The organism is Aeromonas sp. Y318-1, assembly GCF_027706125.1.
Taxonomy (GTDB): domain Bacteria; phylum Pseudomonadota; class Gammaproteobacteria; order Enterobacterales; family Aeromonadaceae; genus Aeromonas; species Aeromonas hydrophila.
Window position 1 is genome coordinate 55,052 of sequence record NZ_JAPDCM010000013.1, and the last position, 24,516, is coordinate 79,567.

26 protein-coding genes are annotated in these 24,516 nt (G+C 61.3%); 7 read left to right on the top strand and 19 right to left on the bottom strand.

From position 1 onward, the window contains the following. Nucleotides 1-25: 25 nt before the first annotated feature. From OKB87_RS18455 to OKB87_RS18465, 3 genes are all read right to left on the bottom strand, one after another. Nucleotides 26-466 carry a DUF2489 domain-containing protein gene (locus OKB87_RS18455; RefSeq protein ID WP_124252710.1) on the bottom strand — a complete coding sequence of 147 codons (441 nt, stop codon included), beginning with the start codon at nucleotides 464-466 and terminating at the stop codon, nucleotides 26-28. 11 nt (nucleotides 467-477) lie between these two features. Further along, the gene (gene yihI, locus OKB87_RS18460; protein ID WP_270828224.1) at nucleotides 478-1,056 is read right to left on the bottom strand and encodes a Der GTPase-activating protein YihI; all 579 of its coding nucleotides are present in this window, start codon (nucleotides 1,054-1,056) and stop codon (nucleotides 478-480) included. A gap of 827 nt (nucleotides 1,057-1,883) precedes the next feature. Further along, entirely contained in the window at nucleotides 1,884-2,501 is a 618-nt protein-coding gene (locus OKB87_RS18465) for a c-type cytochrome (protein WP_270828225.1), read from the bottom strand. Nucleotides 2,502-2,643: 142 nt separating this feature from the next. Here OKB87_RS18465 and yihA point away from each other — a divergent pair, with 142 nt between their 5' ends. Beyond that, nucleotides 2,644-3,294 carry a ribosome biogenesis GTP-binding protein YihA/YsxC gene (gene yihA, locus OKB87_RS18470; protein WP_011704276.1) on the top strand — a complete coding sequence of 217 codons (651 nt, stop codon included), beginning with the start codon at nucleotides 2,644-2,646 and terminating at the stop codon, nucleotides 3,292-3,294. A 790-nt stretch (nucleotides 3,295-4,084) separates the two neighbouring features. On the opposite strand, the gene OKB87_RS18475 is transcribed toward yihA, so the two are convergent. From OKB87_RS18475 to OKB87_RS18515, 9 genes are all read right to left on the bottom strand, one after another. Beyond that, nucleotides 4,085-4,345, bottom strand: a complete 261-nt coding sequence (locus OKB87_RS18475) for a DUF1488 domain-containing protein (RefSeq protein ID WP_270828226.1) — start codon at nucleotides 4,343-4,345, stop codon at nucleotides 4,085-4,087. Then, nucleotides 4,342-5,163 carry a shikimate dehydrogenase gene (aroE, locus tag OKB87_RS18480; protein ID WP_270828227.1) on the bottom strand — a complete coding sequence of 274 codons (822 nt, stop codon included), beginning with the start codon at nucleotides 5,161-5,163 and terminating at the stop codon, nucleotides 4,342-4,344. Before aroE ends, OKB87_RS18475 begins: the two co-directional genes overlap by 4 nt. A 108-nt stretch (nucleotides 5,164-5,271) precedes the next feature. Further along, nucleotides 5,272-6,180, bottom strand: coding sequence for an oxygen-dependent coproporphyrinogen oxidase (gene hemF / locus OKB87_RS18485; protein WP_270828228.1), 909 nt, complete (start codon nucleotides 6,178-6,180; stop codon nucleotides 5,272-5,274). A gap of 94 nt (nucleotides 6,181-6,274) precedes the next feature. Further along, nucleotides 6,275-6,835, bottom strand: a complete 561-nt coding sequence (locus OKB87_RS18490) for a Sua5/YciO/YrdC/YwlC family protein (protein WP_060390895.1) — start codon at nucleotides 6,833-6,835, stop codon at nucleotides 6,275-6,277. A 134-nt stretch (nucleotides 6,836-6,969) separates the two neighbouring features. Next, entirely contained in the window at nucleotides 6,970-7,473 is a 504-nt protein-coding gene (purE, locus tag OKB87_RS18495; RefSeq protein WP_016349078.1) for a 5-(carboxyamino)imidazole ribonucleotide mutase, read from the bottom strand. Between the two features lie 74 nt (nucleotides 7,474-7,547). After that, entirely contained in the window at nucleotides 7,548-8,105 is a 558-nt protein-coding gene (locus OKB87_RS18500; RefSeq protein ID WP_017410581.1) for a DNA topoisomerase family protein, read from the bottom strand. Nucleotides 8,106-8,160: 55 nt separating this feature from the next. Continuing rightward, complete coding sequence (locus tag OKB87_RS18505) at nucleotides 8,161-8,634, bottom strand: DUF494 family protein (RefSeq protein WP_124252684.1); 474 nt, start codon at nucleotides 8,632-8,634, stop codon at nucleotides 8,161-8,163. Further along, nucleotides 8,627-9,742 (bottom strand): DNA-processing protein DprA, encoded by a 1,116-nt coding sequence (gene dprA, locus OKB87_RS18510; protein ID WP_270828229.1) that lies wholly within the window; start codon nucleotides 9,740-9,742, stop codon nucleotides 8,627-8,629. The genes OKB87_RS18505 and dprA overlap by 8 nt, the downstream gene beginning before the upstream one ends. A 1-nt stretch (nucleotide 9,743) precedes the next feature. Continuing rightward, a complete protein-coding gene (locus OKB87_RS18515; RefSeq protein ID WP_039214794.1) occupies nucleotides 9,744-10,832 on the bottom strand; it encodes a LysM peptidoglycan-binding domain-containing protein in 1,089 nt (362 codons plus the stop codon). 108 nt (nucleotides 10,833-10,940) lie between these two features. On the opposite strand from OKB87_RS18515, the gene def reads away from it, so the two are divergent. From def to OKB87_RS18540, 5 genes are all read left to right on the top strand, one after another. Further along, the gene (gene def, locus OKB87_RS18520; RefSeq protein ID WP_011704266.1) at nucleotides 10,941-11,453 is read left to right on the top strand and encodes a peptide deformylase; all 513 of its coding nucleotides are present in this window, start codon (nucleotides 10,941-10,943) and stop codon (nucleotides 11,451-11,453) included. Between the two features lie 12 nt (nucleotides 11,454-11,465). Next, nucleotides 11,466-12,410 carry a methionyl-tRNA formyltransferase gene (gene fmt, locus OKB87_RS18525; protein ID WP_270828230.1) on the top strand — a complete coding sequence of 315 codons (945 nt, stop codon included), beginning with the start codon at nucleotides 11,466-11,468 and terminating at the stop codon, nucleotides 12,408-12,410. Between the two features lie 46 nt (nucleotides 12,411-12,456). After that, nucleotides 12,457-13,749 carry a 16S rRNA (cytosine(967)-C(5))-methyltransferase RsmB gene (gene rsmB, locus OKB87_RS18530; protein WP_270828231.1) on the top strand — a complete coding sequence of 431 codons (1,293 nt, stop codon included), beginning with the start codon at nucleotides 12,457-12,459 and terminating at the stop codon, nucleotides 13,747-13,749. A 147-nt stretch (nucleotides 13,750-13,896) separates the two neighbouring features. Beyond that, nucleotides 13,897-15,273 carry a Trk system potassium transporter TrkA gene (gene trkA / locus OKB87_RS18535; RefSeq protein WP_011704263.1) on the top strand — a complete coding sequence of 459 codons (1,377 nt, stop codon included), beginning with the start codon at nucleotides 13,897-13,899 and terminating at the stop codon, nucleotides 15,271-15,273. Between the two features lie 96 nt (nucleotides 15,274-15,369). Next, a complete protein-coding gene (locus OKB87_RS18540; RefSeq protein ID WP_011704262.1) occupies nucleotides 15,370-16,812 on the top strand; it encodes a TrkH family potassium uptake protein in 1,443 nt (480 codons plus the stop codon). Nucleotides 16,813-17,033: 221 nt separating this feature from the next. Here the strand turns inward: OKB87_RS18540 and rmuC are convergent, their stop codons facing one another. Continuing rightward, a complete protein-coding gene (rmuC, locus tag OKB87_RS18545; protein WP_270828232.1) occupies nucleotides 17,034-18,374 on the bottom strand; it encodes a DNA recombination protein RmuC in 1,341 nt (446 codons plus the stop codon). Beyond that, nucleotides 18,371-18,586: a hypothetical protein gene (locus OKB87_RS18550; protein WP_016349071.1), complete on the bottom strand. Its 216-nt coding sequence runs from the start codon at nucleotides 18,584-18,586 to the stop codon at nucleotides 18,371-18,373. Before OKB87_RS18550 ends, rmuC begins: the two co-directional genes overlap by 4 nt. 138 nt (nucleotides 18,587-18,724) lie before the next feature. Here OKB87_RS18550 and OKB87_RS18555 point away from each other — a divergent pair, with 138 nt between their 5' ends. Beyond that, nucleotides 18,725-19,237, top strand: a complete 513-nt coding sequence (locus tag OKB87_RS18555; RefSeq protein WP_270828233.1) for a ferredoxin-type protein NapF — start codon at nucleotides 18,725-18,727, stop codon at nucleotides 19,235-19,237. A 58-nt stretch (nucleotides 19,238-19,295) separates the two neighbouring features. Here OKB87_RS18555 and OKB87_RS18560 read toward each other — a convergent pair whose 3' ends face one another. The 5 genes from OKB87_RS18560 to OKB87_RS18580 form a co-directional block, all read right to left on the bottom strand. Further along, entirely contained in the window at nucleotides 19,296-19,748 is a 453-nt protein-coding gene (locus OKB87_RS18560; RefSeq protein WP_011704258.1) for an Rrf2 family transcriptional regulator, read from the bottom strand. A 299-nt stretch (nucleotides 19,749-20,047) separates the two neighbouring features. After that, nucleotides 20,048-20,887 carry a PfkB family carbohydrate kinase gene (locus tag OKB87_RS18565; RefSeq protein ID WP_011704257.1) on the bottom strand — a complete coding sequence of 280 codons (840 nt, stop codon included), beginning with the start codon at nucleotides 20,885-20,887 and terminating at the stop codon, nucleotides 20,048-20,050. A 119-nt stretch (nucleotides 20,888-21,006) separates the two neighbouring features. Next, nucleotides 21,007-22,122, bottom strand: a complete 1,116-nt coding sequence (gene ald / locus OKB87_RS18570) for an alanine dehydrogenase (protein WP_017410574.1) — start codon at nucleotides 22,120-22,122, stop codon at nucleotides 21,007-21,009. Continuing rightward, entirely contained in the window at nucleotides 22,119-22,874 is a 756-nt protein-coding gene (locus tag OKB87_RS18575; protein ID WP_011704255.1) for a glutamine amidotransferase-related protein, read from the bottom strand. The genes ald and OKB87_RS18575 overlap by 4 nt, the downstream gene beginning before the upstream one ends. A gap of 84 nt (nucleotides 22,875-22,958) precedes the next feature. Beyond that, on the bottom strand, nucleotides 22,959-24,455 hold the full coding sequence (locus OKB87_RS18580; RefSeq protein WP_270828234.1) for a CoA-acylating methylmalonate-semialdehyde dehydrogenase: 1,497 nt from the start codon (nucleotides 24,453-24,455) through the stop codon (nucleotides 22,959-22,961). Nucleotides 24,456-24,516: the final 61 nt, after the last annotated feature.

Genomic DNA, 24,516 nt, shown 5'->3' on the forward strand with positions numbered 1-24,516 from the left:
CTTGCTTCCTCTTTTTGTTATCGGCTCACCGGCTTAACTGAAAATCCTTCAGTCTGGCCACATCCTCAAGGATCTGCACCTCCAGCTCGGCCTCATAGCCACTGCGTTCGAGATCCATCTTCATGACTTCATTGCGTTTGAGGGCCCGTCTCGCCTCATGAGTCGGCATCTCCTTCACCTTCTCGTAGAGACCGTACAACCCCGGAAATTCGCCGGCAAAGGCGCGACCGCCCTTGATCTGCAACGCATCCAGCAGATTGGTCAACCGGATGGCACCCTCGGAGTAATCGCACTGACCATCCCGTACCGCATGGGCAATAACCCGGACACTCTCGAGGATCCGTTCATTGCGGGCCGCGATAGCCTGCTGCTGGCTGTCGTGCTGGCGCTTGAGACGTGCCAGCAGGGTACCGGCATACCACGCCAGTCCCAACAAAATCAGGCCGCCCAACAAGGCGGCCAGCATCCATCCACTCATCACTTTTTCTTCGGCTCAGGCTTGGGCTCTGGCTGGTAGTCGACCTGGGTGAAACGATCCCACAGCTCCTCTTCGGAGGCTGGCTGGCCCGGCTCGTCAAAGTCGGCCTCATCAAAATCAGCCTCGTCTTCGTCATCATCGGTGTCGATGATGCCAAGCTCGTCCATCAGCTCCTGATAGCGGTCAACACGCTGATCAACCCAGGCCTGCTCGGCAGCTTCCAGGGTCTCACCGGCATCGAGCCGATCCAGCAGGTCATTCAGGCGATCATCATTCTCGATGGAGGCCAGTTCCTGCTCCGGCGTCATCACCAGCTTCTTCTCTTTGAGCTGCTTGGGTGCGACCGGCTTGCTGCTCTTCTCTTCCACGATCAGGGCAACCGGTTTGCGGGAACCGATGCGCGGATCCTTGGCCTGTTTGGTGCCACTCTTCTTGCCGGCCTGCTCGACCTGCTGGCGGGATCCTGCCTTCAAGCCCTTGCGCTTGGCGGCGCGTTTGCGCTCACGGCCTTCCTGGGCACTGGCATCTGATTCTTTGCGCTTACCGGCAGGTTTGCGATTGGGTTGTTTAGCCGACATGAATGAATGACTCCGACAAATAACTGGATTGAAACCCGTTTCCGGTTCGAAAAGGTCCGGAAGAGGATGCTGACACGGGGGACGATGGATTAGAAACAGAGCGGGATCCCGCACCAATCCGGCCATAAATGGCCTTCGAATACCGCAGGATCGGCATCCTCTGGGCATGTTGCTGGTATTTTGACACAGAATGACCAAGCGGGTTAATGACCCAAAAGAAAAAAGGCAGCCGAAGCTGCCTTGATATGTTTATGCGAGTCCCATCCCTGGCTGCAAATCACCCTGTCCGTGGTGATACCTCTGCGCATCATATCTTTGTGTATGGTCATCCTGACCTTAATTGGTCGATCCTGAATGTGCGTGTGCTTGCCTGACCCATGCAGACGACGTCCGGTCATCTTCTGGGGTGGTTGCTTCCCGCAGCCCCGCTCTTCCTGAACGGTCACCATCCTGGTCTTTCAATCCATTGCCTGCCACTCGCATGGCCCTTGGCATCCAGCCTCATCGACATCCTGTCTTCACGACATCCCGGTCGTGAACCACCGCGTGGGTCATTCCATGCATCCACTGTATCAATTTAATAAAGTGACTCAATCCATCGGGAACGTTTTCAAACGGAGATAAACGACTTATTGTCATTTAACATATTGAAATTAATGAATTACTAAGCATTTTTCTGAAAATGTTTAAGCCCTGGCCAGGCTGATGAATGGGAGATCTCTTACAACAATGCGAGAAAAAATTGGCCAAATGGTGTTAAAGGCCAAAAAGAAACGAGGAGCCGGCGGCTCCTCGTCAATATCAATGAGATAATATCATCGGCTTGATCAGTGCAGACCTGCCACATATTTAGACAGTACTTCGATATCCTGATCGGTCAGCTTCTTGGCAACGTCCCGCATCATGCTGTTCGGGTCGTTGTCACGGGCAGCGGCCCTAAAAGCCGTGAGCTGGGCCTTGATGTAGGCAGGATGCTGGCCGGACAGGCTCGGATACTTGGCCTGCTCGACACCCGAACCGCGCGGACCATGGCAGGCAGTACAGGCAGCCAGACCACGGCTCATGTCCCCTCCCATGTACAGCGCCTTGCCTGCAGCGACGGCGTCATCGGGTACCGCGAGCGGCGTCACCTTCTGACTGGAGAAGTAGGCTGCCAGGTCTTCCATGTCCTGTTCAGACAGAGGAAGCGCCATCGCCCCCATGATGGGTGCAACCCGGCCAGTTTGACCAGAAGCTGCAGCCTTCAGTTCAACTAACTGCTTTTTGATATATGATGCGTGCTGACCAGCAATCTTGGGGTACATATCGACTAGGCTGTTGCCGTCCGGTCCATGACAAGCCGCGCAAACGGCAGCCTTGGTTTGTCCCGCAGCGGCATCGCCCTTGGCTTGTGCCATCCCCGTTACGCCAACCATCAGAGCAAGAGTAATGACTAGGTTCTTCATGGCGTTCCAACTTCTCGTTATTAGGCTTCCAGATCCCATGCCGCTGAAGGCATGTTAAAATAAACGCGTTTAAGCGACGCCATTTTACACGATTTCACAAAAAAGTAACTCTATAACCCTCTATCTCTATGGGGAATTTACGTTGGATACACAAACTCTGAATTTCAATAAGGTGCATTTTGTGACCAGCGCACCCGACATCCGTCACCTGCCAAATGATGGGGGTGTCGAGATTGCGTTTGCCGGCCGTTCCAACGCCGGTAAGTCATCTGCATTGAATACCTTGACCAAGCACAAGAACCTGGCTCGCACCAGTAAGACGCCGGGACGTACCCAGCTGATCAACCTGTTTGAGCTGGAACCGGGCAAGCGTCTGGTCGACCTGCCGGGCTACGGTTATGCGCAGGTTCCGCTGGAAATGAAGCTCAAGTGGCAAAAGTCGCTGGCGGAATATCTGCAGCGTCGCGAGTCATTGAAAGGTCTGGTGATCCTGATGGACATCCGCCATCCGCTCAAAGATACCGATATGAATATGCTGGAGTGGAGCTCTCACCGCAAACTGCCGGTCATGCTGCTGCTGACCAAGGCCGACAAGCTGAGCCCAGGTCCGCGCAACAATCAGGTCATCAAGGTACGCCAGGCCGTAGCCGAGCTGGGTCCGCAGATCCAGGTGGAAGCCTTCTCTTCCCTGACCCAGATCGGGGTCGAAAAACTGGCACAGACGCTGACTGGCTGGTATCTCGCAGGCGCCGATGACATGACTGACGGTGAGCAAGCACCGCTCGAGGAGTAAGCTACGTCCTGTATACACCACAACCAACCCCTGCAATTGGCGGAGCAGCTCCTCCGCTGATTGAAAGGCTTTCAGTCTGCTTGCCATAACCCCTCTCGCCAGTGACATCGCCCACTCCCTACGATGAGTTCTTGAAACACTATTTTTATCAATGGGATAAATAGTTAATTCTATATAACAATTAACTTTTCATCCCATTGGCAACGTTTTCAAAAATAGATGCCGGCGGGGGCGTTTCCTCACCAAATAAGTACCAAAGTGAAATTTTATTACAAAACAGTCAATGGAACGGATAAAAATGAGGCCGGTTCTGCAAACGCAGTACCGGCCTTAAACAATCAGTTCAAAAATTGGGAAGAAGCTAAATCTTGAGAACAAAGACGACTGGTTTTCCTCAAGAAGCCCCTTCATTCTAACAAACATTCGCCAACATTAAAGCATTTACTCTAAATGCAACCCATAAAAAAACACCCCGATGATGACTCACCGGGGTCGCTATTCAGCCACATTCAATTACGTGAAATAAAAGGTCTGAAAGATAGAACATCTTACCTCTGTACCCTACGTTGCTAACTGTATAGCAAAGCAGCAGAAAGTGAAAGTAATTTATGTAATTAAGTTTCACGAAAAATGAATTACATAAATCATGTTATTTTTCATATAGATAAAAAAATCCCCAGTACGAATACCGGGGAGTTATAAAGGTGACTAGCTAGCACTTCCTCAACTATCTAGTTAGTCAGCACAACTTGGCACAAGTTCCGCTGCTTTGAGAAAAAACTTGAAAAAGTCAGAGATAGACGGCTCCATCTTCTGCAAACTCTTGTTCCTCAATGAATTTTTCAGCAATTTCCTCGATGTCAAAACGCACGCTTTCGAAGGCTCGCAGGATGTCTTCCTCTCTGGCGAGGGAGAGCCCGGTCATTTTCTCCAGACGCCTGCGACTGATGTAGCAATCCACCAGCGCCCCCATCTGCTGGGCAGGAAAGTGGATCCGCTGTTCGTGCGCTTGCCAGTCGGCCAGCTCGGGAAACAAGATGCCTTGGTTCATAGGGTCCCCAGATTTCGTTTCAGTTCTCTCAATACCTGTTTAGTCCCTGGCCGGATTCCGCGCCACACGGTAAAGGCTTCTGCTGCCTGTTCCACCAGCATGCCGAGGCCATCTACGGTCTGGCGAGCTCCCTGCCCTTTGGCCCAGGCGATAAAGGGGGTATCGGTCGCGCCATACATCATGTCGTAGATGGCGATATCGGCGTGGATCAGCGCCGGAGGGAGCGGCGGCAACTCTCCCTGCAAACTGGCGGAGGTGGAGTTGATGATCAGATCGAAATGGCCGCTCAGCTGTTCATAGGTCTGGGCACTGACCGCCCCCAGATCACGAAACTCGGCAGCCAGCTGCTCCGCCCTGGCGTGAGTACGGTTGGCGATAACCAATGCCTCGGGTTGCTCGGCTAAAAGCGGAGCCAGCGCACCGCGCGCCGCGCCACCCGCCCCCAGCAGCAGGATCCTGCTGCCGGCAAGTGCCACACCATGCGCCTTGAGATCGGCCACCAACCCGGCACCATCGGTGTTGTCACCCAGCAGTACGCCATCATCGGTCAGCTTGATGGTGTTGACTGCCCCCGCCCGCCGGGCCCGAGGGCTCAGTCGATCGACCAGGGCAAATGCCTGCTCCTTGAAGGGGACGGTGACATTGCATCCCTTGCCACCTTGGGCAAAGAAGGCTCTCAGACTGGTGGCGAACTCTTCGACGGCCGGCTCGGCCAGACCATATTCCAGCTCCTGCTGGGTTTGCCTGGCAAACAGGGTATGAATAAAGGGGGATTTGCTGTGGCGCACCGGGTGGCCAAAAACCAGATAACGATCCATCAAAAAGTTCCTTCAGAGGGCAATCTCCCGATTTAACGGGTTTTCGCACTCAGGAACAAGCCGAATATCGGCCAATAAGAAGGGGCCATCATGGCCCCTCTCCTCTGGTCACAACCACTCGCGCGGTTTTAGGTAGTCACTGTAGAGCAATGCCTCCGGGCTGCCCGCTGACGGCTGCCAGTCATATTCCCAGCGCGCCAGCGGCGGCATCGACATCAGGATCGACTCGGTACGCCCGCCAGTCTGCAAGCCAAACAGGGTGCCACGGTCATACACCAGATTGAACTCCACATAGCGGCCACGACGATAGAGCTGGAATTCCCGCTCCCGTTCGCCATAAGCCAGCGCCTTGCGACGCTCGACAATCGGCAGGTAGGCATCGAGATAGCCCTTGCCAACCGCCTGCATAAAGGCGAAACAGTCGGCAAACGGCCAGCGATTCAGATCATCGAAGAAGAGGCCGCCGACGCCGCGCGTCTCGTCCCGGTGCTTGAGGAAGAAGTAGCGATCACACCAGGATTTGAACTCGGGATAAATATCGGTGCCGAACGGCTGACAAAGATCGAAGGAGACCTGATGCCAATGCCGTACGTCCTCTTCGAACGGATAAAACGGGGTGAGATCGAAGCCGCCACCAAACCACCAGATCGGCTCCTCCCCCTCTTTCTCGGCGATGAAGAAGCGCACATTGGCGTGGCTGGTCGGCACATACGGATTGTGTGGGTGGATCACCAGCGACACCCCCATGGCCTCAAACCGGCGGCCCGCCAGTTCCGGTCGATGGGCCGTCGCCGAGGCCGGCATGGCGTCGCCATGAACGTGGGAGAAGTTGACCCCTCCCTGCTCGATCACGGCGCAGTGACGCAGCACACGAGTGCGGCCACCACCACCCCCTTCACGGCGCCAGGCATCTTCCACAAAGTGTCCGGCGCCGTCGGCCTGTTCCAGACCACGGCAGATCTCGTCCTGCAACTGCAGCAGGAAGGCCTTGACCTGGGCCACATCCGGTTTGCTCATCTTGTCTCCAGTCAGCCAGGATCGTCGCCTGACCCTATTATTGTGATGTCGCCGGATGGGCTAAGCCGATCCGTATTGCCGCTCTCCGAACGGTTCAAGAGGGGCGGATGATGGCGCCGGTTCTGGCATCCTTGATCTCGGACGGATTGGCCTGCCCCCCCACTTCACCGGGCAGGATATAGGCCAGCTGACTCGCCAGCAATTCGCCGATGTCCGCCACCCGGCGGGCAGGCTCTTCACCAGTCAGGTTGGCGCTGGTAGAGACCAGTGGCTTGCCAAAGGCACGACACAGCCCTTGTACCTGCGGATGGGCCGTCACACGCACCGCCAGGGTAGTGAACTGACCGGTCAGCCAGGCCGGGGTATTGCTGCGCGCCGGCATGATCCAGGTGAAGGGACCAGGCCAGCTCGCTTCCACCCGGGCCAGCTGCTCGTTGGTGAGCTGGTCCAGATCGATGTAATCCTGCAACTGAGCCAGATCGGCGGCGATCAGGATCAACCCCTTCTCCACCGGGCGTTGCTTGATCGCCAGCAGACGGTGTACCGCCGACTCGGAGTCAGGATCACAACCCAGGCCAAATACCGCCTCGGTCGCATAGGCAATCACCCCATCACGCTGGAGGGCGGCCACTGCAAGTTCAAATTCATTGGGCATAAAAAATGCGACAGCCGGGCTGTCGCCTCATCATTGATTAACATTGAGCCTACGGAACGGCAACCCTGGCGCCCCTCCCTCATCGACCAGCGAGAGGCTGATGGCGAACGGGGTGCTGGTTGCCGTCTCGGATCTTACTTGAGCAGAGCCTGCAAGGCGGCGTCCTTGGCCAGTACCTCGTCGGCATTCTTCTGGCGTTCGGCCTGCACCTTGGCCGCAAGTTCATCATCTGCCACTGCCAGCATCTGCGCTGCCAGATAGCCTGCATTCTTGGCGCCGGCCTTGCCGATCGCCACGGTCGCCACCGGCACCCCGCCCGGCATCTGCACGGTGGAAAGCAGCGCATCCAGCCCCTTGAGCGGGCCGCCATCGATGGGCACACCGATCACGGGACGAGTCGTGATACCCGCCACGGCGCCTGCCAGGTGAGCGGCGAGACCGGCGGCACAGATAAAGACCTTGCAGCCACGGGTTTCGGCGTCGGTCACATACTGATGAGTCGCGGCCGGTGTACGGTGTGCGGAGGTCACTTTCACTTCTACCGCGATATCGAATGACTTGAGCACCTCGAGGGTGGTCTGCATCACCGGAAAATCAGAATCAGAGCCCATCAATACGGCAACAAAGGGTTTATTCATGGTGGGAATTTCCTTACTCCAAGTGGGGGGTTGAAGTTCGCCGAAAACGTTTCAATTCGCTTGTGGCGGCCGGATTATACCTGCTCGCTCTGGTGGCCGCATTTCTTTTGCGGGCAGATCCAGCGCAGTGCTCCCCTCACCTTCTTCTCGACCATGATACCCCAGCCACACTGCGGGCAAGGCATGGGGACCGGCTTGTCATTCACCACATACTTGCAATGGGGGTAGCCGTCGCAAGAGTAGAACTGTTTGCCATAGCGGGAGGTTCGGCTGATGAGGTGCCCCTTGCCACACTCCGGGCAGAGGATCTGGGTATCATCGCTCTCCTGCAGAGATTCGATGTGCTGGCAGGCCGGATATTGAGTACAACCGACAAACAGGCCATAACGCCCCTTCTTGATCGCCAGCGGTTGGCCGCAATCCGGGCAGGCCGAGCCCTCAAGCACCTTCTCGATGTCACGACCAGATGGGGTCAGGGAGCGGATGTAATCACAGGCAGGATAGGCAGAACAACCGAGGAAGGGACCATGCTTGCCCTGGCGGATCACCAGCTCGGCACCACACTGCGGGCACGGTTCGCGCTCGAAGGCATGTTCGTGGGCTGAAAAGAGGTGATGATCGATTTTTGACATGGGCCGCGCCTTGGAATCTAGATGACCTGAATTCTACCAGCGCGGCACCGGGCTGTCAGTGGATGACACCGTCTGACTCGTCAAACACCAGCTCTTCCATCTGCTGGTAGGCATTTTCACTGCCCGGTACGTTGAACAGCACCATCATGACGACCCACTTCAGATCGTCCAGCTCGATATCCGGTTTATCAAGCTCGAGCAGGCGCTCGATGCAGATTTCGCGGGTTTCGGCATTGAGTACCTGGGCTTGTTCCAGAAACAGCAGGAAACCGCGGCACTCGGTACTGAGGCGTGCCAGTTCTTGTGGAGCATAGATACGAATGGAGCCTTGCGCGCTGGCGGCCACGTAGACCTCTCGCTCGCTGTCATGCAGGTTGGCCAGTCGCTCCAGCCAGTTGAGCGCCTTCTCGATCTCGTCTTTGTCGAAACCTGCCCGGCTCAGTTCGTCGGTGAGTTCATTCTGCTCGACCATCACATCTGCATCACTGTGGATGTAGGTCTCGAAAAGGTACATCAATACATCAAACATGATTCGCCCTCCTCGCTCTGACGTATCCACCGGCTACCGCCATCACTGCACCGGCCAGCTCCAGCTCTACCAACCTGCCCAATACCACTTCGACAGGAAGCTGGGACCGTTCGGCAACGGTATCCACGCTCGTGGTCTCATAATCTACGTTATCCAACAAATCGGCATAAGGCAATTCGCTATTATTCGAATGCTCAGACAAGTCAGCCACTTGCTGCAGCAGACCGACAAATCCGGGCAGCTCTTCCACTATATCGGCCGCGCTCAATACAAGTTTGGCCCCCTGCTGGATTAATTTGTTGCAACCCAGTGCCTGCACATTTTGCGGGGCACCAGGTACGGCAAAGACCTCTCGCCCCTGTTCCAATGCATAGCGGGCCGTGATGAGCGAACCACTCTGCTCGGCCGCCTCTACCACCAGAGTACCCAGCGACAAGCCACAGATGATGCGATTACGCCGTGGAAAGTGCTCGGCCAGCGGTCCCTTGTCGGGTGCCAGCTCGGAGATAAGCAAGCCGCCTTGCGCCAGGATCGCCATAGCCAACCCCTGATGACGCTTCGGATAGAGGCTGTCGAGCCCTGAGCCCAGCACGGCCAGGGTAGTCCCCCCTGCCGCCAACGCCTGCTGATGACACACCCCATCGATGCCAAGCGCCAGTCCGGAGGTGATGGCCAGCCCACAGGCGACCAGCTCACTGCAGAGGCGGGCAGCATTATCCTTGCCGGCATAGGTCGGATGGCGTGTGCCGACCATCGCCAGCTGAGGAACAGACAGGGCAGCAAGGTCGCCACGGCAGTAGAGCAGCAGCGGGGCGGCGGGGATCTCTTTGAGCAAAGCGGGATAGACGGGGTCATCCGGACACAGGAGGTGATTGCCGGGCTCGGCGGCCCAGCTCAGCGCCTGCTCGACAACCGGCTGGGGCCACCTCATCTGCTGGATTTGAGTGCTCTGCAGACCAAGAGCTCGCAGGGGGCCGTCATCGGCGTCGAACAGGGTGACAATGTCACCGCCAAAATGGGCCAGCAGGCGAGCCGCGGTGACCGGACCTATGCCGGTGACGGCATCCAGCGTCAACCACAGCGCGAGTCGCCCGGATGGAAGAGGCACGTCAGAAGTTGCTGACCTGATAACCGGTGCTGACCATGTCCTGACTCTGCAGGATCAGGCCATAACTCAGCTTGTCGTACACCTTGAACAACATGACCCGGGCCACTGCCTCCGACGGCAGGGGTGGCTTGCCGGCCGAATAGAACGCCTTGTCATAGACGGAGGAGTACTCCCGATAGGCGACCTTGCCATTCTTGCTCACCAGCCGGGCACCGGGCCGCAATATCTCCAACACATCACCGGGAGCAACCTGATCACGTATGCCCTTGTTGATGAGCACGACGTCGAACTTGCCACCACCGCGGGCCTTGCTCGGCAAGTCGACGATATAGCCGGGCGAGATGACGGGGGCGGCCTTGGGAGTGAACACGGCGGAGAGGCTCTCCTGCGGCGGGAACGGCATCAGCTTGTCCCCCTGATACACCTCGCGCTGGTTGTGGCTGAGGGTAACCCGGGTGCGGCCGTCTGGCAGCAGGGCCTCCGCCCTGGCCGTGCCGACGAAGACCGCCTCTTGCCCCAGCTGTTCGCCACTCTTCTTGTCTTTGTAGATGGTCCCCGGATGATAGATGCCATAGTCCTGACCCGGGATCAGCGAGCCCTGTACGTAGAGGGTATCCCCCTCCAGCATGCCGATGTGTGCCTCATCATTGCCCAGCACATAAGGCAGCTGCTTTGCCTGCTGGCTGTCAGCCAGAATATGGTCTGTTTGCAGGAAGGGGCCGATCTCGCTGAGCGGCAGGGTCGGAATGGGGTTGGCCTTGTTCTCGTAACGACTCTTGGGAGAGAGGTGAACAACCTGCTTGCCGCCCTGCATCGCCTTGCCAAGTCGCGGTTCGCCGTTGACCCAGCTCAGGTGCAGCACGTCGCCCGGGTAGATCCAGTGCGGATTGGCGATCTGCGGATTGATGTTCCAGAGCCTTGGCCATAGCCAGGGCTCCGCCAGATACTGGCCGGAAATATCCCAGAGGGTATCGCCTTTTTGCACCACATAGGTCTCGGGATAACCCGCTTTCAGTTTCAGCTGGTCGGCCAGCACGCCCTGGCTCAGGGTGGCCAACAGACAGGCGAGGATGGTTTGCTTCAGATACATAACACTCCCTGTTACTTCTGCGCGCAAAGTGTTGCTGTTTTTTGTCGGCGTAAATGACTAGAATTACGCCAATATTGACTGCATTTATACGAAACTAAAGAAAAAACTATGGCCATTCTAGATGTATTGCGTTTCCCCGATGAGCGTCTGCGTACCGTCGCAGCCCCTGTCGAGACCTTTACACCCGAGTTACAACACATTGTAGATGATATGTTCGAAACCATGTACGCGGAGGAAGGCATCGGCCTCGCCGCCACTCAGGTCGACATTCATCAGCGCATCATAGTGATCGATGTCTCTGAAAACCGTGAAGATCCTCTGGTATTGATCAACCCCGAGATCATCGAGCAGGCCGGCAGCACCGGCATCGAGGAAGGGTGCCTCTCCGTGCCCGGCAGCCGAGCCCTGGTGCCCCGTGCAGAGTGGGTCAAGGTGCGCGCCCTGGATCGCCACGGCAAGGCATTCGAGCTGGAGGCAGACGATCTGCTCGCCATCTGCATCCAGCATGAGATGGACCATCTGGTCGGCAAGCTGTTTGTGGATTACCTGTCCCCGCTCAAGCGCCAGCGCATTCGCCAGAAGCTGGAAAAGATGGCCCGTGAAGATCGCAAAGTCCTCTGAGGATCTGCCCCATTGAATAAGCTGAAACTGATTTTTGCCGGTACTCCCGACTTCGCCGCCCGTCACCTGGCGGCGTTGTTGTCTTCCGACCACGAGGTCGTCGCCGTTTATACCCAGCCCGACAAGCCTGCCGGCCGCGGCCAGAAGCTCACCGCCAGCCCGGTCAAGGAGCTGGCGCTAGCCCACAATCTGCCGGTCTATCAACCCGCCTCCCTGCGCAAGGAAGAGGCCCAGGCCGAGCTGGCCGCCCTTGGCGCCGACCTGATGGTGGTGGTGGCCTACGGCCTGATCCTGCCCAAGGCCGTGCTCGATACCCCACGGCTGGGTTGCATCAACGTGCACGGCTCCCTGCTGCCGCGCTGGCGCGGTGCCGCCCCGATCCAGCGCTCCATCTGGGCGGGCGATGCCGAAACCGGCGTCACCATCATGCAGATGGATGTGGGGCTGGATACCGGCGCCATGATCCGCAAGGTGAGCTGCCCCATCGCCGCCGAGGAAACCTCCGCCAGTCTATACGACAAGCTGGCCGGGCTGGGCCCGCAGGCGCTGGTCGACACCGTCAATGCCATGGCTGCCGGCAACACCGCCGCCGAAGCGCAGGACGATGCACAAGCCAACTATGCCGAGAAGCTCTCCAAGGAAGAGGCCCGCATCGACTGGTCGATGGAGGCCGTCGCCATCGAGCGCTGCATCCGCGCTTTCAACCCCTGGCCCATCAGCTGGTTTGAAGTCGCCGGCCAGACCGTCAAGGTATGGCAGGCCGAGGTCGTAGCACAGGATCACGGCCAGGCGGCCGGTACCCTGCTCAAGGCTGACAAGCAGGGGATCGACATCGCCACCGGCAAGGGTGTGCTGCGCCTGCTGACCCTGCAGCCGCCCGGCAAGAAGGCCATGTCCGTGACGGACCTGCTCAACTCTCGCCGCGACTGGTTTGAACCCGGCACGCAATTGAATTGATACAAGGCGGGGCCCAGACCCCGACTTGCGCATCTAAGGTAACACTATGAAAACACGCGCACAGGCTGCTCTCGTCATTCAACAGGTGCTGGATCAGGGCCAGTCCCTCTCCGCCGTTCTGCCTGCTGCCCAGGAGAAGGTTGCGCCCCGCGATCGCGCCCTCCTGCAAGAACTCTGCTACGGCACCCTGCGCTGGCTGCCCCGCCTCGATGCGGCGGTCGGCGAGATGATGGACAAGCCGCTCAAGAACAAGAGCCGCATCTTCCACTACCTGATCCTGGTCGGTCTCTATCAGCTCATCTACACCCGCATTCCGGCTCACGCCGCGGTGGCCGAGACCGTCAACGCCGTCAAGCTGCTCAAGGGCACCTCCTTGCGCGGCCTCATCAACGGTGTGCTGCGCAACTTCCAGCGCAGCGCCGAAGTCATTCTGCTGCGCATCGACCGTGTCCCCAGCATTCGTCTCGGCCACCCGGAGTGGCTCACCAAGCGGCTGCGCCAGGCCTATCCGGATGAGTGGGAATTCATCATGGAGGCCAACAACCAGCGCCCCCCCATGTGGATCCGCAACAACAACCAGCGCCAGAGCCGCGAGCAGATGCTGGCCCGCATGGCCGAGGCCGGCATCAATGCGATGGCCGGTGAAGAGGGCGAGGATTGCATCCTGCTGGAACGTCCCTACGACGTGACCAAGCTGCCCGGCTTCGAGGTCGGCGACTGTTCGGTACAGGATGGCGCAGCACAACAGGCCGCCGCACTGCTCGACCCGCAGCCGGGCGAGTGGGTGCTGGATGCCTGCGCCGCCCCCGGTGGCAAGACCGCTCATCTGCTGGAGCGCCAGCCCGCGCTGGCCGGCGTGGTGGCTGTCGATGCCGACGACAACCGCCTCAAGCGGGTGCAGGAGAACCTGGATCGCATCGGCCTCACCGCCAAGGTGATCCACGGTGATGCCAGCACCCCGGATCTGTGGTGGCCGGAGGGTCAGTTCGACCGCATCCTGCTGGATGCCCCCTGCTCCGCCACCGGCGTCATCCGCCGTCATCCCGACATCAAGTGGCTGCGCCGGGATCAGGACATCCGCGAGCTGGCCGAGCTGCAACACCGCATCCTCGGCGCCCTCTGGTCGAAACTGAAAAGCGGCGGTACTCTGCTGTATGCCACCTGCTCCGTGCTGCCGGAAGAGAATCGCGACCAGATCCGCGCCTTCCTCGCGGCCACCCCGGATGCCACTCTGGTGCCGCTGCATGCGCAGGACACCCCGGAGTGTCCGGGTCGCCAGTTCCTGCCGGGCGAGGCCGAGATGGACGGCTTCTACTATGCCAAGCTGATCAAGCGGTAAGCAGGGCCATCATCACGACGGGTGCCGCTTGCGGCACCCATTACTGCCCAACATCGAGCGCGCTTTCCCTATGAGATTCATCCTGTTGATGACCGTCCCCACGCACCCTGGCCGCCGTTGCAACGGCGACTCTCATGAGGCCGTCCTATGAAGATCATCATTCTGGGCGCCGGTCAGGTCGGCGGCACCCTGGCCGAGAACCTGGCCGGCGAGAACAACGACATCACTATCGTCGACACCGACAGCGACCGGCTGCGCGAGCTGCAGGACAAGTTCGACCTGCGGGTGGTGAACGGCCACGGCGCCCATCCCAAGGTGCTGCGTGAAGCGGGCGCCCAAGATGCCGACATGCTGGTCGCGGTCACCAACAGCGACGAGACCAACATGGTCGCCTGCCAGGTGGCCTACTCCCTGTTCAACACCCCCAACAAGGTGGCGCGCATCCGCTCGCCGGCCTATCTGGTGGAGCGTGATCGACTGTTCCTGCCCGAATCCGTGCCGGTGGATCACCTGATCGCCCCCGAGCAGCTGGTGACCGACTACGTGCGTCGGCTGATCGAGTACCCGGGCGCCCTGCAGGTGGTGGACTTCGCCGGCGGCAAGGTGGGTCTGGTGGCGGTCAAGGCCTACTACGGCGGCCCGCTGGTGGGCAACGCCCTCTCCACCCTGCGCGATCACATGCCCAACATCGAGACTCGGGTGGCGGCGATCTTCCGTCAGGGCCGCTCCATCCGCCCGCAGGGCACCACCATCATCGAGGCCGATGACGAGGTGTTCTTCGTGGCGGCGGCGGGCCATATCCGCGCCGTGATGTCGGAGCTGCAGCGGCTCGAGAGCCCCTATCGGCGCATCATGATCGTCGGCGGCGGCAACATCGGCGCCGGCCTCGCCCGCCAGCTGGAGAAGCGCTACAGCGTGAAGCTGATCGAGCGCAACCAGAAGCGGGCAGAGCAGCTCTCCGAGGTGCTGGAAAACACCATCGTCTTCTGCGGCGACGCGGCGGATCAGGAGCTGCTGGCGGAAGAGCACATCGACCAGATCGACGTCTTCATCGCGGTGACCAACGAGGACGAGGCCAACATCATGTCGGCCCTGCTCGCCAAGAAGATGGGCGCCAAGAAGACCATGGTGCTGATCCAGCGCAGCGCCTACGTGGATCTGGTGCAGGGCGGTTCCATCGACATCGCCATCTCGCCGCAGCAGGCCACCATCTCGGCCCTGCTGACCCACGTGCGCCGGGCCGACATCGCCAACGTCTACAGCCTGCGCCGCGGCGCAGCCGAGGCCATCGAGGCGATCGCTCACGGTGACGAGAACACCTCCAAGGTGGTCGGCAAGACGGTGGGTGAGCTCAAGCTGCCGCCCGGCACCACCATCGGCGCCATCGTGCGCGGTGACGAGGTGCTGATCGCCCACGACCGGACCCAGATCCAGCAGGATGACCACGTGGTGATGTTCCTGGTGGACAAGAAGTACATTCCGGAAGTGGAACGTCTGTTCCAGCCAAGTCCCTTCTTCCTGTAATCTGCCCATGCACCCAGGCAGCACAACCCAGACCCGGCACAGCCTCTACCAGGGATTGTCCGGGTCTTTTGTCAATCAACGACCAGGTTATCTTGCATGATCAAGCTGCGTCCCATCATCTTCACCCTCGGGCTGGTGCTCTCCAAGCTGGCCCTGTTCATGTGGCTGCCCACCCTGCTGGCCCTGCTGACCGGCTCCGAGGGGTTCGTCGAGTTTCTCAAGTCGGTGCTGATCACTCACGGCGCGGCCCTGCTTTGCCTGCATTACGGCCGCAAGGCGGTGTTCCACCTCGGCGTGCGGGAGATGTTCCTGCTCACCACCTCGGTCTGGGTGGTGGCCTGCATCTTCGGCGCCCTGCCCTTCTTCTTCATCAACCACATCGACTTCACCGACGCCTACTTCGAGACCATGTCGGGGGTCACCACCACGGGCTCCACCGTGCTGTCGGGGCTCGACGGCATGGCCCACAGCATATTGCTGTGGCGCTCCATCCTGCAGTGGCTGGGCGGGGTGGGCTTCATCGTGATGGCGGTGGCGGTGCTGCCCTACCTCAACGTGGGCGGCATGAAGCTGTTCCAGACCGAGAGCTCGGATTGGTCCGACAAGAGTGCGCCGCGCGCCAAGACGGTGGCCAACAACATAGTGCTGGTCTATCTGGTGCTCTCCATGCTCTGCTTCCTGGCCTACTGGGTGAGCGGTATGACACTGTTCGAGGCGGTCAACCACTCGATGACCACCCTCAGCACCGGCGGCTACTCCACCTCAGATCAATCCATGTCCCACTTCTCCAACTCGGCACACTGGATCGGTACCGTCTTCATGTTCCTCGGCGGCCTGCCCTTCCTGCTCTACGTGCAGAGCCTGAGCCGGCGCGACAACAGCCTGCTCAAGGACGCCCAGGTCCAGGGTTTCTTCTGGCTGGTGGTCTGGGTCACCGTGGTGGTCACCTTCTACCTGTGGCTAAGGGACATCTACGGCTTCATGGATGCCCTGCGCATCAGCTGCTTCAACATCGTCTCCGTGCTCACCACCACCGGCTTCGGGCTTGGTGACTTCGGCACCTGGGGCCCGCTCACCAGCATCATCTTCATCATTTTGCTGGCCCTCGGCGCCTGCTCCGGCTCCACCGCTGGCGGTCTCAAGATCTTCCGGGTACAGGTGGCGTTCGCCCTGTTCAAGAAGCAGATGCGCCAGCTGATGCACCCCTCCGGCGTCTTCCCGCAGAAGTACAACGGCCGCCCGGTCAACGACGCCATCATCCGCTCGATGATTTCGTTCGTACTGGCCTACTTCGCCGTCATCCTGCTGATCGCCGCCCTGCTCGCCGCCATCGGCCTGGATCCCCTGACCGCCATCTCGGGCTCCATCACCGCCGTGGCCAACGTGGGCCCGGGCATGGGGCCGATCATCGGCCCCAGCACCAACTTCGCCACCCTGCCGGACTCGGCCAAGTGGATCCTGTCGTTCGGCATGCTGCTGGGACGGCTCGAGATCCTGACCGTGGCGGTGCTCTTCTTCCCCTCCTTCTGGAAGCAATGACGGGAAGATGGCATGACCGCGAACGTCTGATTACGCCGCTGCGCGGCTAATCAAACCTACGGCCTTGGCTGCAATCGACAAGCCTGTGGATCCGTAGGTTCGAATAGCGAAGCGTATTCGGACGCGGCAACGGGGTTGGTAACGATGTGTATTCGGACACGCAAATGCAGAAGGGCAGCCACTGGCTGCCCTTCTTGTTGCATGAAGCATGAGGCCCCACCTCACTCGGCCGGGTCTTCCCGCTCCAGCGCCCGATTGACCAGCGGCTCGGGCAGGGTCTTGGTCACCTCCACCCCCAGCTCGCGAAAGCGCTCCACCTGGGCGATCAGGTTGCCGCGCCCGTTGACCAGCCGCCCCATCGCCTTGTCGTAGCTCTCCTGTGCCCGGTGCAGGCTGCCACCCAGCTGCTGCATCTCCTCCACGAACAACCGCAGCTTCTCGTAGAGGCGGCCAGCCCGCTCGGCGATCTGGCGGGCATTCTGGTTCTGCCGCTCGTAACGCCACAGGTTCTCTATGGTGCGCAGCGCCACCATCAGGTTGGTGGGGCTCACCAGCAGAATGTTGTTGTCGAGACCGAATCGCACCAGCGAGGGATCGGCCTCCACCGCAGTGAGGAAGGCGGGCTCCACCGCCACGAACATCAGCACGTAATCGAGGGTGCGTACCCCGGGCAGCTGCTGGTAATCCTTGCGGCCCAGCTCGCGGATATGGTTGCGCACCGAGGCGACGTGCTCTTTCAGCGCCACCGCCTTCTCCAGCTCGTCATCGCTGTTGTACCAGCGCTCGTAGGCGGTCAGCGACACCTTGGCGTCGATGATGATGTCCTTGTCCTGCGGCAGGTGGACGATGACGTCGGGCTGGTAGCGCTTGCCCTTGTCCACCTCGATATTGACCTGGGTATGGTACTCGTGGCCTTCGCGCAGGCCGCATTCGCTGAGGATGCGCGCCAGCACCACCTCGCCCCAGTTGCCCTGCTGCTTGCTGTCGCCCTTGAGGGCGCGGGTCAGCGCCGCCGCCTCCTCGGTCATGCGGGCGTTGAGCTCGGCCAGGCGCTCCAGCTCGAACTTGAGGCTGTGACGCTGGGCCGTCTCCTGGGCGTGGGTCTCCCCCACCTGGCGGCGAAAGCCTTCAAGCTGCTCTTTCAGCGGAGTCAGCAACAGATCCAGGCTGTTCTGGTTCAGTTCGCGGAAGTTGCCCGAGTTTTGCTCGAAGATCCGGTTGGCGAGGTTCTCGAACTGCTGGCTGAGGCGCTGTTCCGCCTCCTGTTGCAGTTGCAGCTTCTCGGCGGCGGCCAGTCGCTCGCTGCGCAGGGTGGCCTCGGCATCCTTGAGACGGGCGGTGAGCTTGATCAGCAGGGTCTGCTGCTGCTCCAGCTTCTGTTGGCCCTGCAACTTTTCATCCTGCAGCTCGTCACAGCGATCCTGCAGCGCCTGCTGGCGCTCCTGGCTCAGCAGCACCTGCTGGGCCAGCTGGGCTGCACCACGCCGGCCCGCCAGCCAACCGAGGCCGAGCGCCAGCACGGCGCCAGCCAGCAGCAGGCTCCAGAGCCCGGGCTCGATCATTTGCGGCTCCGCTGACGCAGAAAGAGTTCGAGATAGCGGTTGAGCAGCAGCCAGAGCAGCACGTAGAGCAGATAGGCGGCCAGCACCACCCACTTGTGACTGTTAACGCCGGTGTCGAGCTCGACGAATTCGATCCCCTTGATGCGGCAGTAGCCCCACATCAGCAAGGGGAAGACATAGAGCAGAGAAGCACGCCACAGAAATAACCACATGAGTTCATTCAATCCTGCAAAAAGACCCGCCTAGCTTACACAAGGGCAACCCGGCTTGCGATCCTGGCCGGCGCTATTCTCTGGCTTGCGAAGGGAAACTTGGATAAAATTAACCCCTAATAGGTATCAGGGGTGAGCATGACTCATTTTTTCTGTCGCTGGCTGACGCAAGCATTGGGGGGCTCTCGCAAACCGGAGGTGGTTTGTCACGAAGCGCGTCCCCCCTGGGCCATCGAAGAGTCCCAGTTCCTCTCCCTCTGCTCCCGCTGCGGTGAATGCTTCAAGGCCTGTCCCAACGGCCTGCTCAAACCGGCCAACCAGCCCGAATATGACGACACCCCCATCGCCGGCACGCCTGTGCTGGATCTCGCCTGCGGCCAGTGCAGCTATTGCGGCAGCTGCGCCAGAGCCTGTCCGACTGGCGCCCTCGACCTGCAACTGGGTCGTCAGGTACAGACCCGGGTGCGGATCGAGGCCAGCTGCCAGGCCCGGCAGGGCTTCTACTGCCTGCTGTGTGAAGATGCCTGCCCCCAGCAGGCGATCAAGGCCACCGCCGACGGCGTCAGCATCAACATGGCGGCCTGCGACGGCTGCGGCGCCTGCGGTCTCGCCTGCCTGCACGGCTCCATCACCCTGATCCCCCAGCTCTGAGCCCAAATCCCGGACATGACAAAGGGGCCCGTGGGCCCCTTTGTCATGCTCGCCTGGCTTATGCCATGGCCAGAATGGAATCCTGTTCGATGCCGAGCAGGTGGCAGAGCCGGGTCGGATCGCGCACCGCATCGGCCAGGGTGTACTCCCCCAGCACCTCGAGGAAGGCGTTCATGGCGCGGCGCAGAATACCCTGGATGCGGCAGCCACCGGAGAGGCGGCAGTTCTCGCGCTTGCAGTCCACCGGGCAGAGCACGTGTTCCATGTCCATCACCACGTCACGCAGGTTGATGGAGACGGCGGAGCGGCCGAGGCGGATGCCGCCATGCTTGCCACGCACCGTCTCTATGTACCCCTTGATACCGAGCTGATGCACTATCTTGACCACGTGGTTGCGGGAGATGGCAAAGGTATCGGCCACCTCGGTGATGGTCGACAGGCGATCTCCCGGCTGAACCGCCAGAAAAGTCAGGGTACGCAGGGCATAGTCGGTAAATCGTGTCAGTTGCATGGTCGCACTTGCCTCTTACTACAAGTCAGAAATCAGGACGACAACCTAAAGCTAAGAGGCGGGGAAGCGCTTGCGCCCGCGCAAGGTCCGCATCTTAATCTGAGTCGTGGAATGACAAGGTTAAGAGCAGCTCAGGCGGGTGTCGATGAAGATGCACATAAATCGACACTTTCTTTGATTGATCGCAAACTTGCAGGGTTAGTCCAAGGTTTTGGGGGGTTATGGCGGTTAAATTCGCCGGTTTTCCCCTCTACCTAGGCCCGCGCAAGGCGACCTCAACGGCAACAGTTCATGGCGGCTCAGTGCGGCTGCCTGAGCCAGTTTTTCAGGGCGCTGGAGGGGATGGAACTCTCGGAGGCGACCGCGAAGGCGCCCCAGTCCACCGCGCACTGCAGCGCATCCCGGATCGCCATGCCCCGTGCCAGCCCGTGGATCAGGCCGCCGGCGAAGGCATCCCCCGCCCCCGTGGTGTCCACCACCGACACCGGCCGCGCCGCCACCCGGATCTGCTCCTCGCCGTGAATGGCCACCGCCCCCGCCTTGCCTTCGGTCAACACCAGCCAGGCCAGCTGCTCGCCGGCGATCTGGCGGGCATGCTGCCAGGGATCGTCCACCTCCCCGAGGTCGGAGCGGGAGGCCACCAGCACGTGGCAGGGGCGACGCGCCTGGCCGCCCTTGGGATACTGGGCCACCACGAAGCTCTTGCCGAGCATCTGGCGCATGTAGCCGATGATGGCGGTGCCGGGGTAGTTCACGTAGAGGCAGTCCACCCCCTCGCTCGGCAGATCCCCCGGCAGATCCGGGCGCCGTGGCCGCCTGAGGATGGTGCGCTCGCCGGTGGAGTCCACCAGGATCAGCAGCTCGCCGGTCTCACCGCCGAAGCGCTCAACATGGCTGCAATCCAAACCGTAGCCCGCTGCCTGCTCCAGCAGCCAGTCACCGGTTTCATCCAGCCCAATGCGCGAGGCGATGGTCACCTCGTGGCCGGCCCACACCAGCCCGATGCCGGTGTTGGCGGCGCCACCGCCGAGCCGGCGGCCCTGATCCAGATATTGCAGGCGGGCACCGGCCACCAGGGGTTCGGAGAGGGAGAGCACGTGATCACAGTTGAGATTGGCGAGCAGCAGAATGCGGGACATGAAGAGACCTCACTGACAGGGGAGCCCAGTATATGAGAAAGGGCCGTGACGGCCCTCCCTGAAATCGCGGGGTTTGTGAGCCCGCTCGACGTTTGCCGAGCGGGCGCGCACCGGCTGCGTCAGCCCAGTACCGACTCGGCGCTGACGTACTCGTAGCCGAGCGCCTGCGCCACCGCCGCCTGGGTGATCTTGCCCTTGAACACGTTCAGACCGGCTCGCAGGTGACGATCGTCCTGCAGCGCCCGGGCATAGCCTTTGTCCGCCAGCGCCAGCACGAACGGCAGGGTAGCGTTGGTCAGCGCGAAGGTGGAGGTGCGCGCCACCCCGCCCGGCATGTTGGCCACGCAGTAGTGGATGATGCCGTCCACCACGTAGGTGGGCTCCTCGTGGGTGGTCGGGTGGGAGGTCTCGAAACAGCCGCCCTGATCGATGGCCACGTCCACCAGCACCGAGCCCTTGCGCATCAGCTTGAGCATGTCGCGGGTCAGCAGCTTGGGCGCCGCCGCCCCCGGGATCAGTACGGCACCGATCACCAGATCGGCCTGGGCGATGCACGCCTCTATGTTGGTGCGGGTGGAGTAGAGGGTCTTGAGGGCCGGGCCGTACAGGCTGTCCAGCTCCCGCAGTCGCGGCAGGGAGCGATCCAGGATGGTGACGTCGGCCCCCAGCCCCAGCGCCATGCGCGCCGAGTTGACGCCGACCACCCCGCCGCCCAACACTACCACCTTGGCGGGCGCCACCGCAGGCACCCCGCCCAGCAGGGTGCCGTTGCCCCCCTGCGCCTTCTCCAGGCTGTGGGCGCCGGCCTGGATCGCCATCCGCCCCGCCACCTCGGACATGGGCGCCAGCAGCGGCAGGCCGCCGCGCTCGTCGGTCACCGTCTCGTAGGCGATGGCCACCGCCCCCGAGTGCACCAGCAGCTGGGTCTGCACCGGATCCGGCGCCAGGTGCAGGTAGGTGAACAGCAGCTGACCCGGCCTGAGCAGTTCGCACTCCTCCGGCTGGGGCTCCTTCACCTTCACTATCATCTCGGCCCGGGCGAAGATCTCCGCCGCGCTGGCCACCAGTTCGGCACCGGCTGCCTGGTACTCGGCGTCGGACAGCCCGATCGCCTCGCCTCCCTGCTGCTGCACCAGCACCTTGTGTCCCCGGGCCGTCAGCTCCTGCACTCCGGCGGGAGTCATGCCGACCCGGTATTCATGGTTTTTGATTTCCTTGGGTACGCCAATAATCATGCTCGCTCTCCTGCTGTGATCCCGCCGGCGGCCGTGTCGGCGCCGGGCAGGATGCCCAAAAATTGCAACAACCACTGCATCATGGTGGCCGAATCCACCTCCCCCTCCAGCGAGGAGAGGCTGCGCTGGTAACGATCGTCCGGCAGCAGATCCCGCCGCCGCTCGATCAGCGCCCGGTTGTATTCCACCGAGAATTCCGGATGTCCCTGGATGGCCACTATGTGGTCACCCTGCAAAAACATGAAATTGGGACAAAAATCATTGCCCGCCAGCCGGGTGGCGCCCGGTGGCAGCTGCTCCACCTGATCCTGGTGGCTGGCCAGGATCCGGATGGTCTCGAGCCCCGGCTCCATCCAGGGTTGCCGCGCCAGCATGGGATGGACCGACACCCCCAGCCCCCAGCCCTTGGTGGACTTCATCACCTCGCCCCCCAGCGCCTGGGCGATCACCTGGTGGCCGAAGCAGACCCCGGCCAGCTTGACGTCAGCATCGTGGGCGCGCCGGATCCAGTCGCGCAGCGCCCGGATCCAGGGGATGTCGCTGTAGGCATCGTGGCGCGAGCCGGTGATGAGCCAGGCATCGCACTCGTGCAGATCGGCCGGCAGCTCGCCATCGAGCGCCGACCAGACCCGAAACTCCAGCCCGGGGGCCAGCGCCCGGAAGCCCTTGATAAACATCTCGGAGTAAACGGGGCCGAAATCCCCCACCAAGTCGGGGTCCAGCCGGTCACAATCGAGAATTCCCAGTCGCATCTGTTACTCCTTCACAGTGATAGCGGCGAACGAAGGTGGATTCCTGCCACCGGGCCATGTCCGGGCTAGCTGCTGCATGGTTGATTACTTCATGGTCGGCATGGAGAACTCCGCGCCCGCCCGCAGGCTCTGGGGCCAGCGGGCAGTCACCGTCTTCATCCGGGTATAGAAGCGCACCCCATCCGGCCCGTGCATGTTGAGCGGCCCGAAGATGGACCGCTTCCAGCCGCCAAAGCTGTGAAACGCCATGGGCACCGGGATGGGAACGTTCACCCCTACCATACCGACCTGTACGCGGGCGGTGAAGTCCCGCGCGGTGTCGCCGTCACAGGTGAAGATGGCAGTACCGTTGCCGTACTCGTGTTCGTTGATGAGCCTGAGCGCCGTCTCGTAGTCTGGCGCCCGCACGATGGCCAGCACCGGGCCGAAGATCTCCTCCCGGTAGATGCGCATCTCGGGGCCGACCCGGTCGAACAGGCTGCCGCCGATGAAGTAACCCTCGCCGTGGCTCAGGCCCCGGCCGTCCACCACCAGCTCGGCACCCTCGGCCACCCCCTGATCCACATAGCCGCGCACCTTGGCCAGGTGCTCGCGGCTGATGAGGGGCCCCATCTCGTTCTCCGGGCTCTGGCCCAGACCCGGGCCCACCCGCAGCGCCGCCACCAGCGGCGACAGCCTGGCCACCAGCGCATCGGCCGTCTCATCCCCCACCACCACGGCCACCGAAATGGCCATGCAGCGCTCACCGGCCGCGCCGTAGGCCGCCCCCATCAGGGCGGAGACCGCCAGCTCGAGATCCGCATCCGGCATCACCAGCATGTGGTTCTTGGCGCCGCCCAGCGCCTGCACCCGCTTGCCGTGGGCCGAGGCGGTGGCATAGATGTACTGGGCGATGGGAGTGGAGCCGACGAACGACACGGCACCGACCCGCGGGTCGGTCAGCAACACGTCCACCACCTCCTTGTCACCGTTCACCACGTTGAGCACCCCGTCCGGCAGGCCGGCCTGCTTGAGCAGCTCGGCCATGCGCAGGGAGAGGGAGGGATCCTTCTCGGAGGGCTTGAGGATGAAGGTGTTGCCGCAGGCGATGGCCACCGGGAACATCCACAGCGGCACCATGGCCGGGAAGTTGAACGGAGTGATGCCGGCGCAGACGCCCACCGGCTGCATCATGGAGTGGCTGTCGACCCCGCGCCCCACGTTGAGGGAGTGCTCCCCCTTGAGCAGATGGGGAATGCCGCAGGCAAACTCCACCACCTCGAGGCCGCGAGTCAGCTCGCCCTGGGCGTCGGAGAACACCTTGCCGTGCTCACGACTGATCAGCCGCGCCAGATCGTCCCTGTGCTGCTCCATCAACTCCTTGAAGCGAAACAGCACCCGGGCCCGCACCAGTGGCGGAGTCTGCGCCCAGTCGACCAAGGCGCGCTCGGCACTGGCGATGGCATCCTGGCACTCGGCGGCGGTGCTGAGCACCACCTGGCCCTGCTGCTGGCCGGTGGCCGGGTTGAAGATGGCCCCGAAGCGCTCGCTGCGGCTCTCGGTCGTCTCGCCGTCGATGAAGTTGCTGACCCTGTATGTCATAAATCCTCCGTGATGGGTAATACGTGCCTGCCCGCGCCGCGCCGGGGAGCAGGCACGGGCA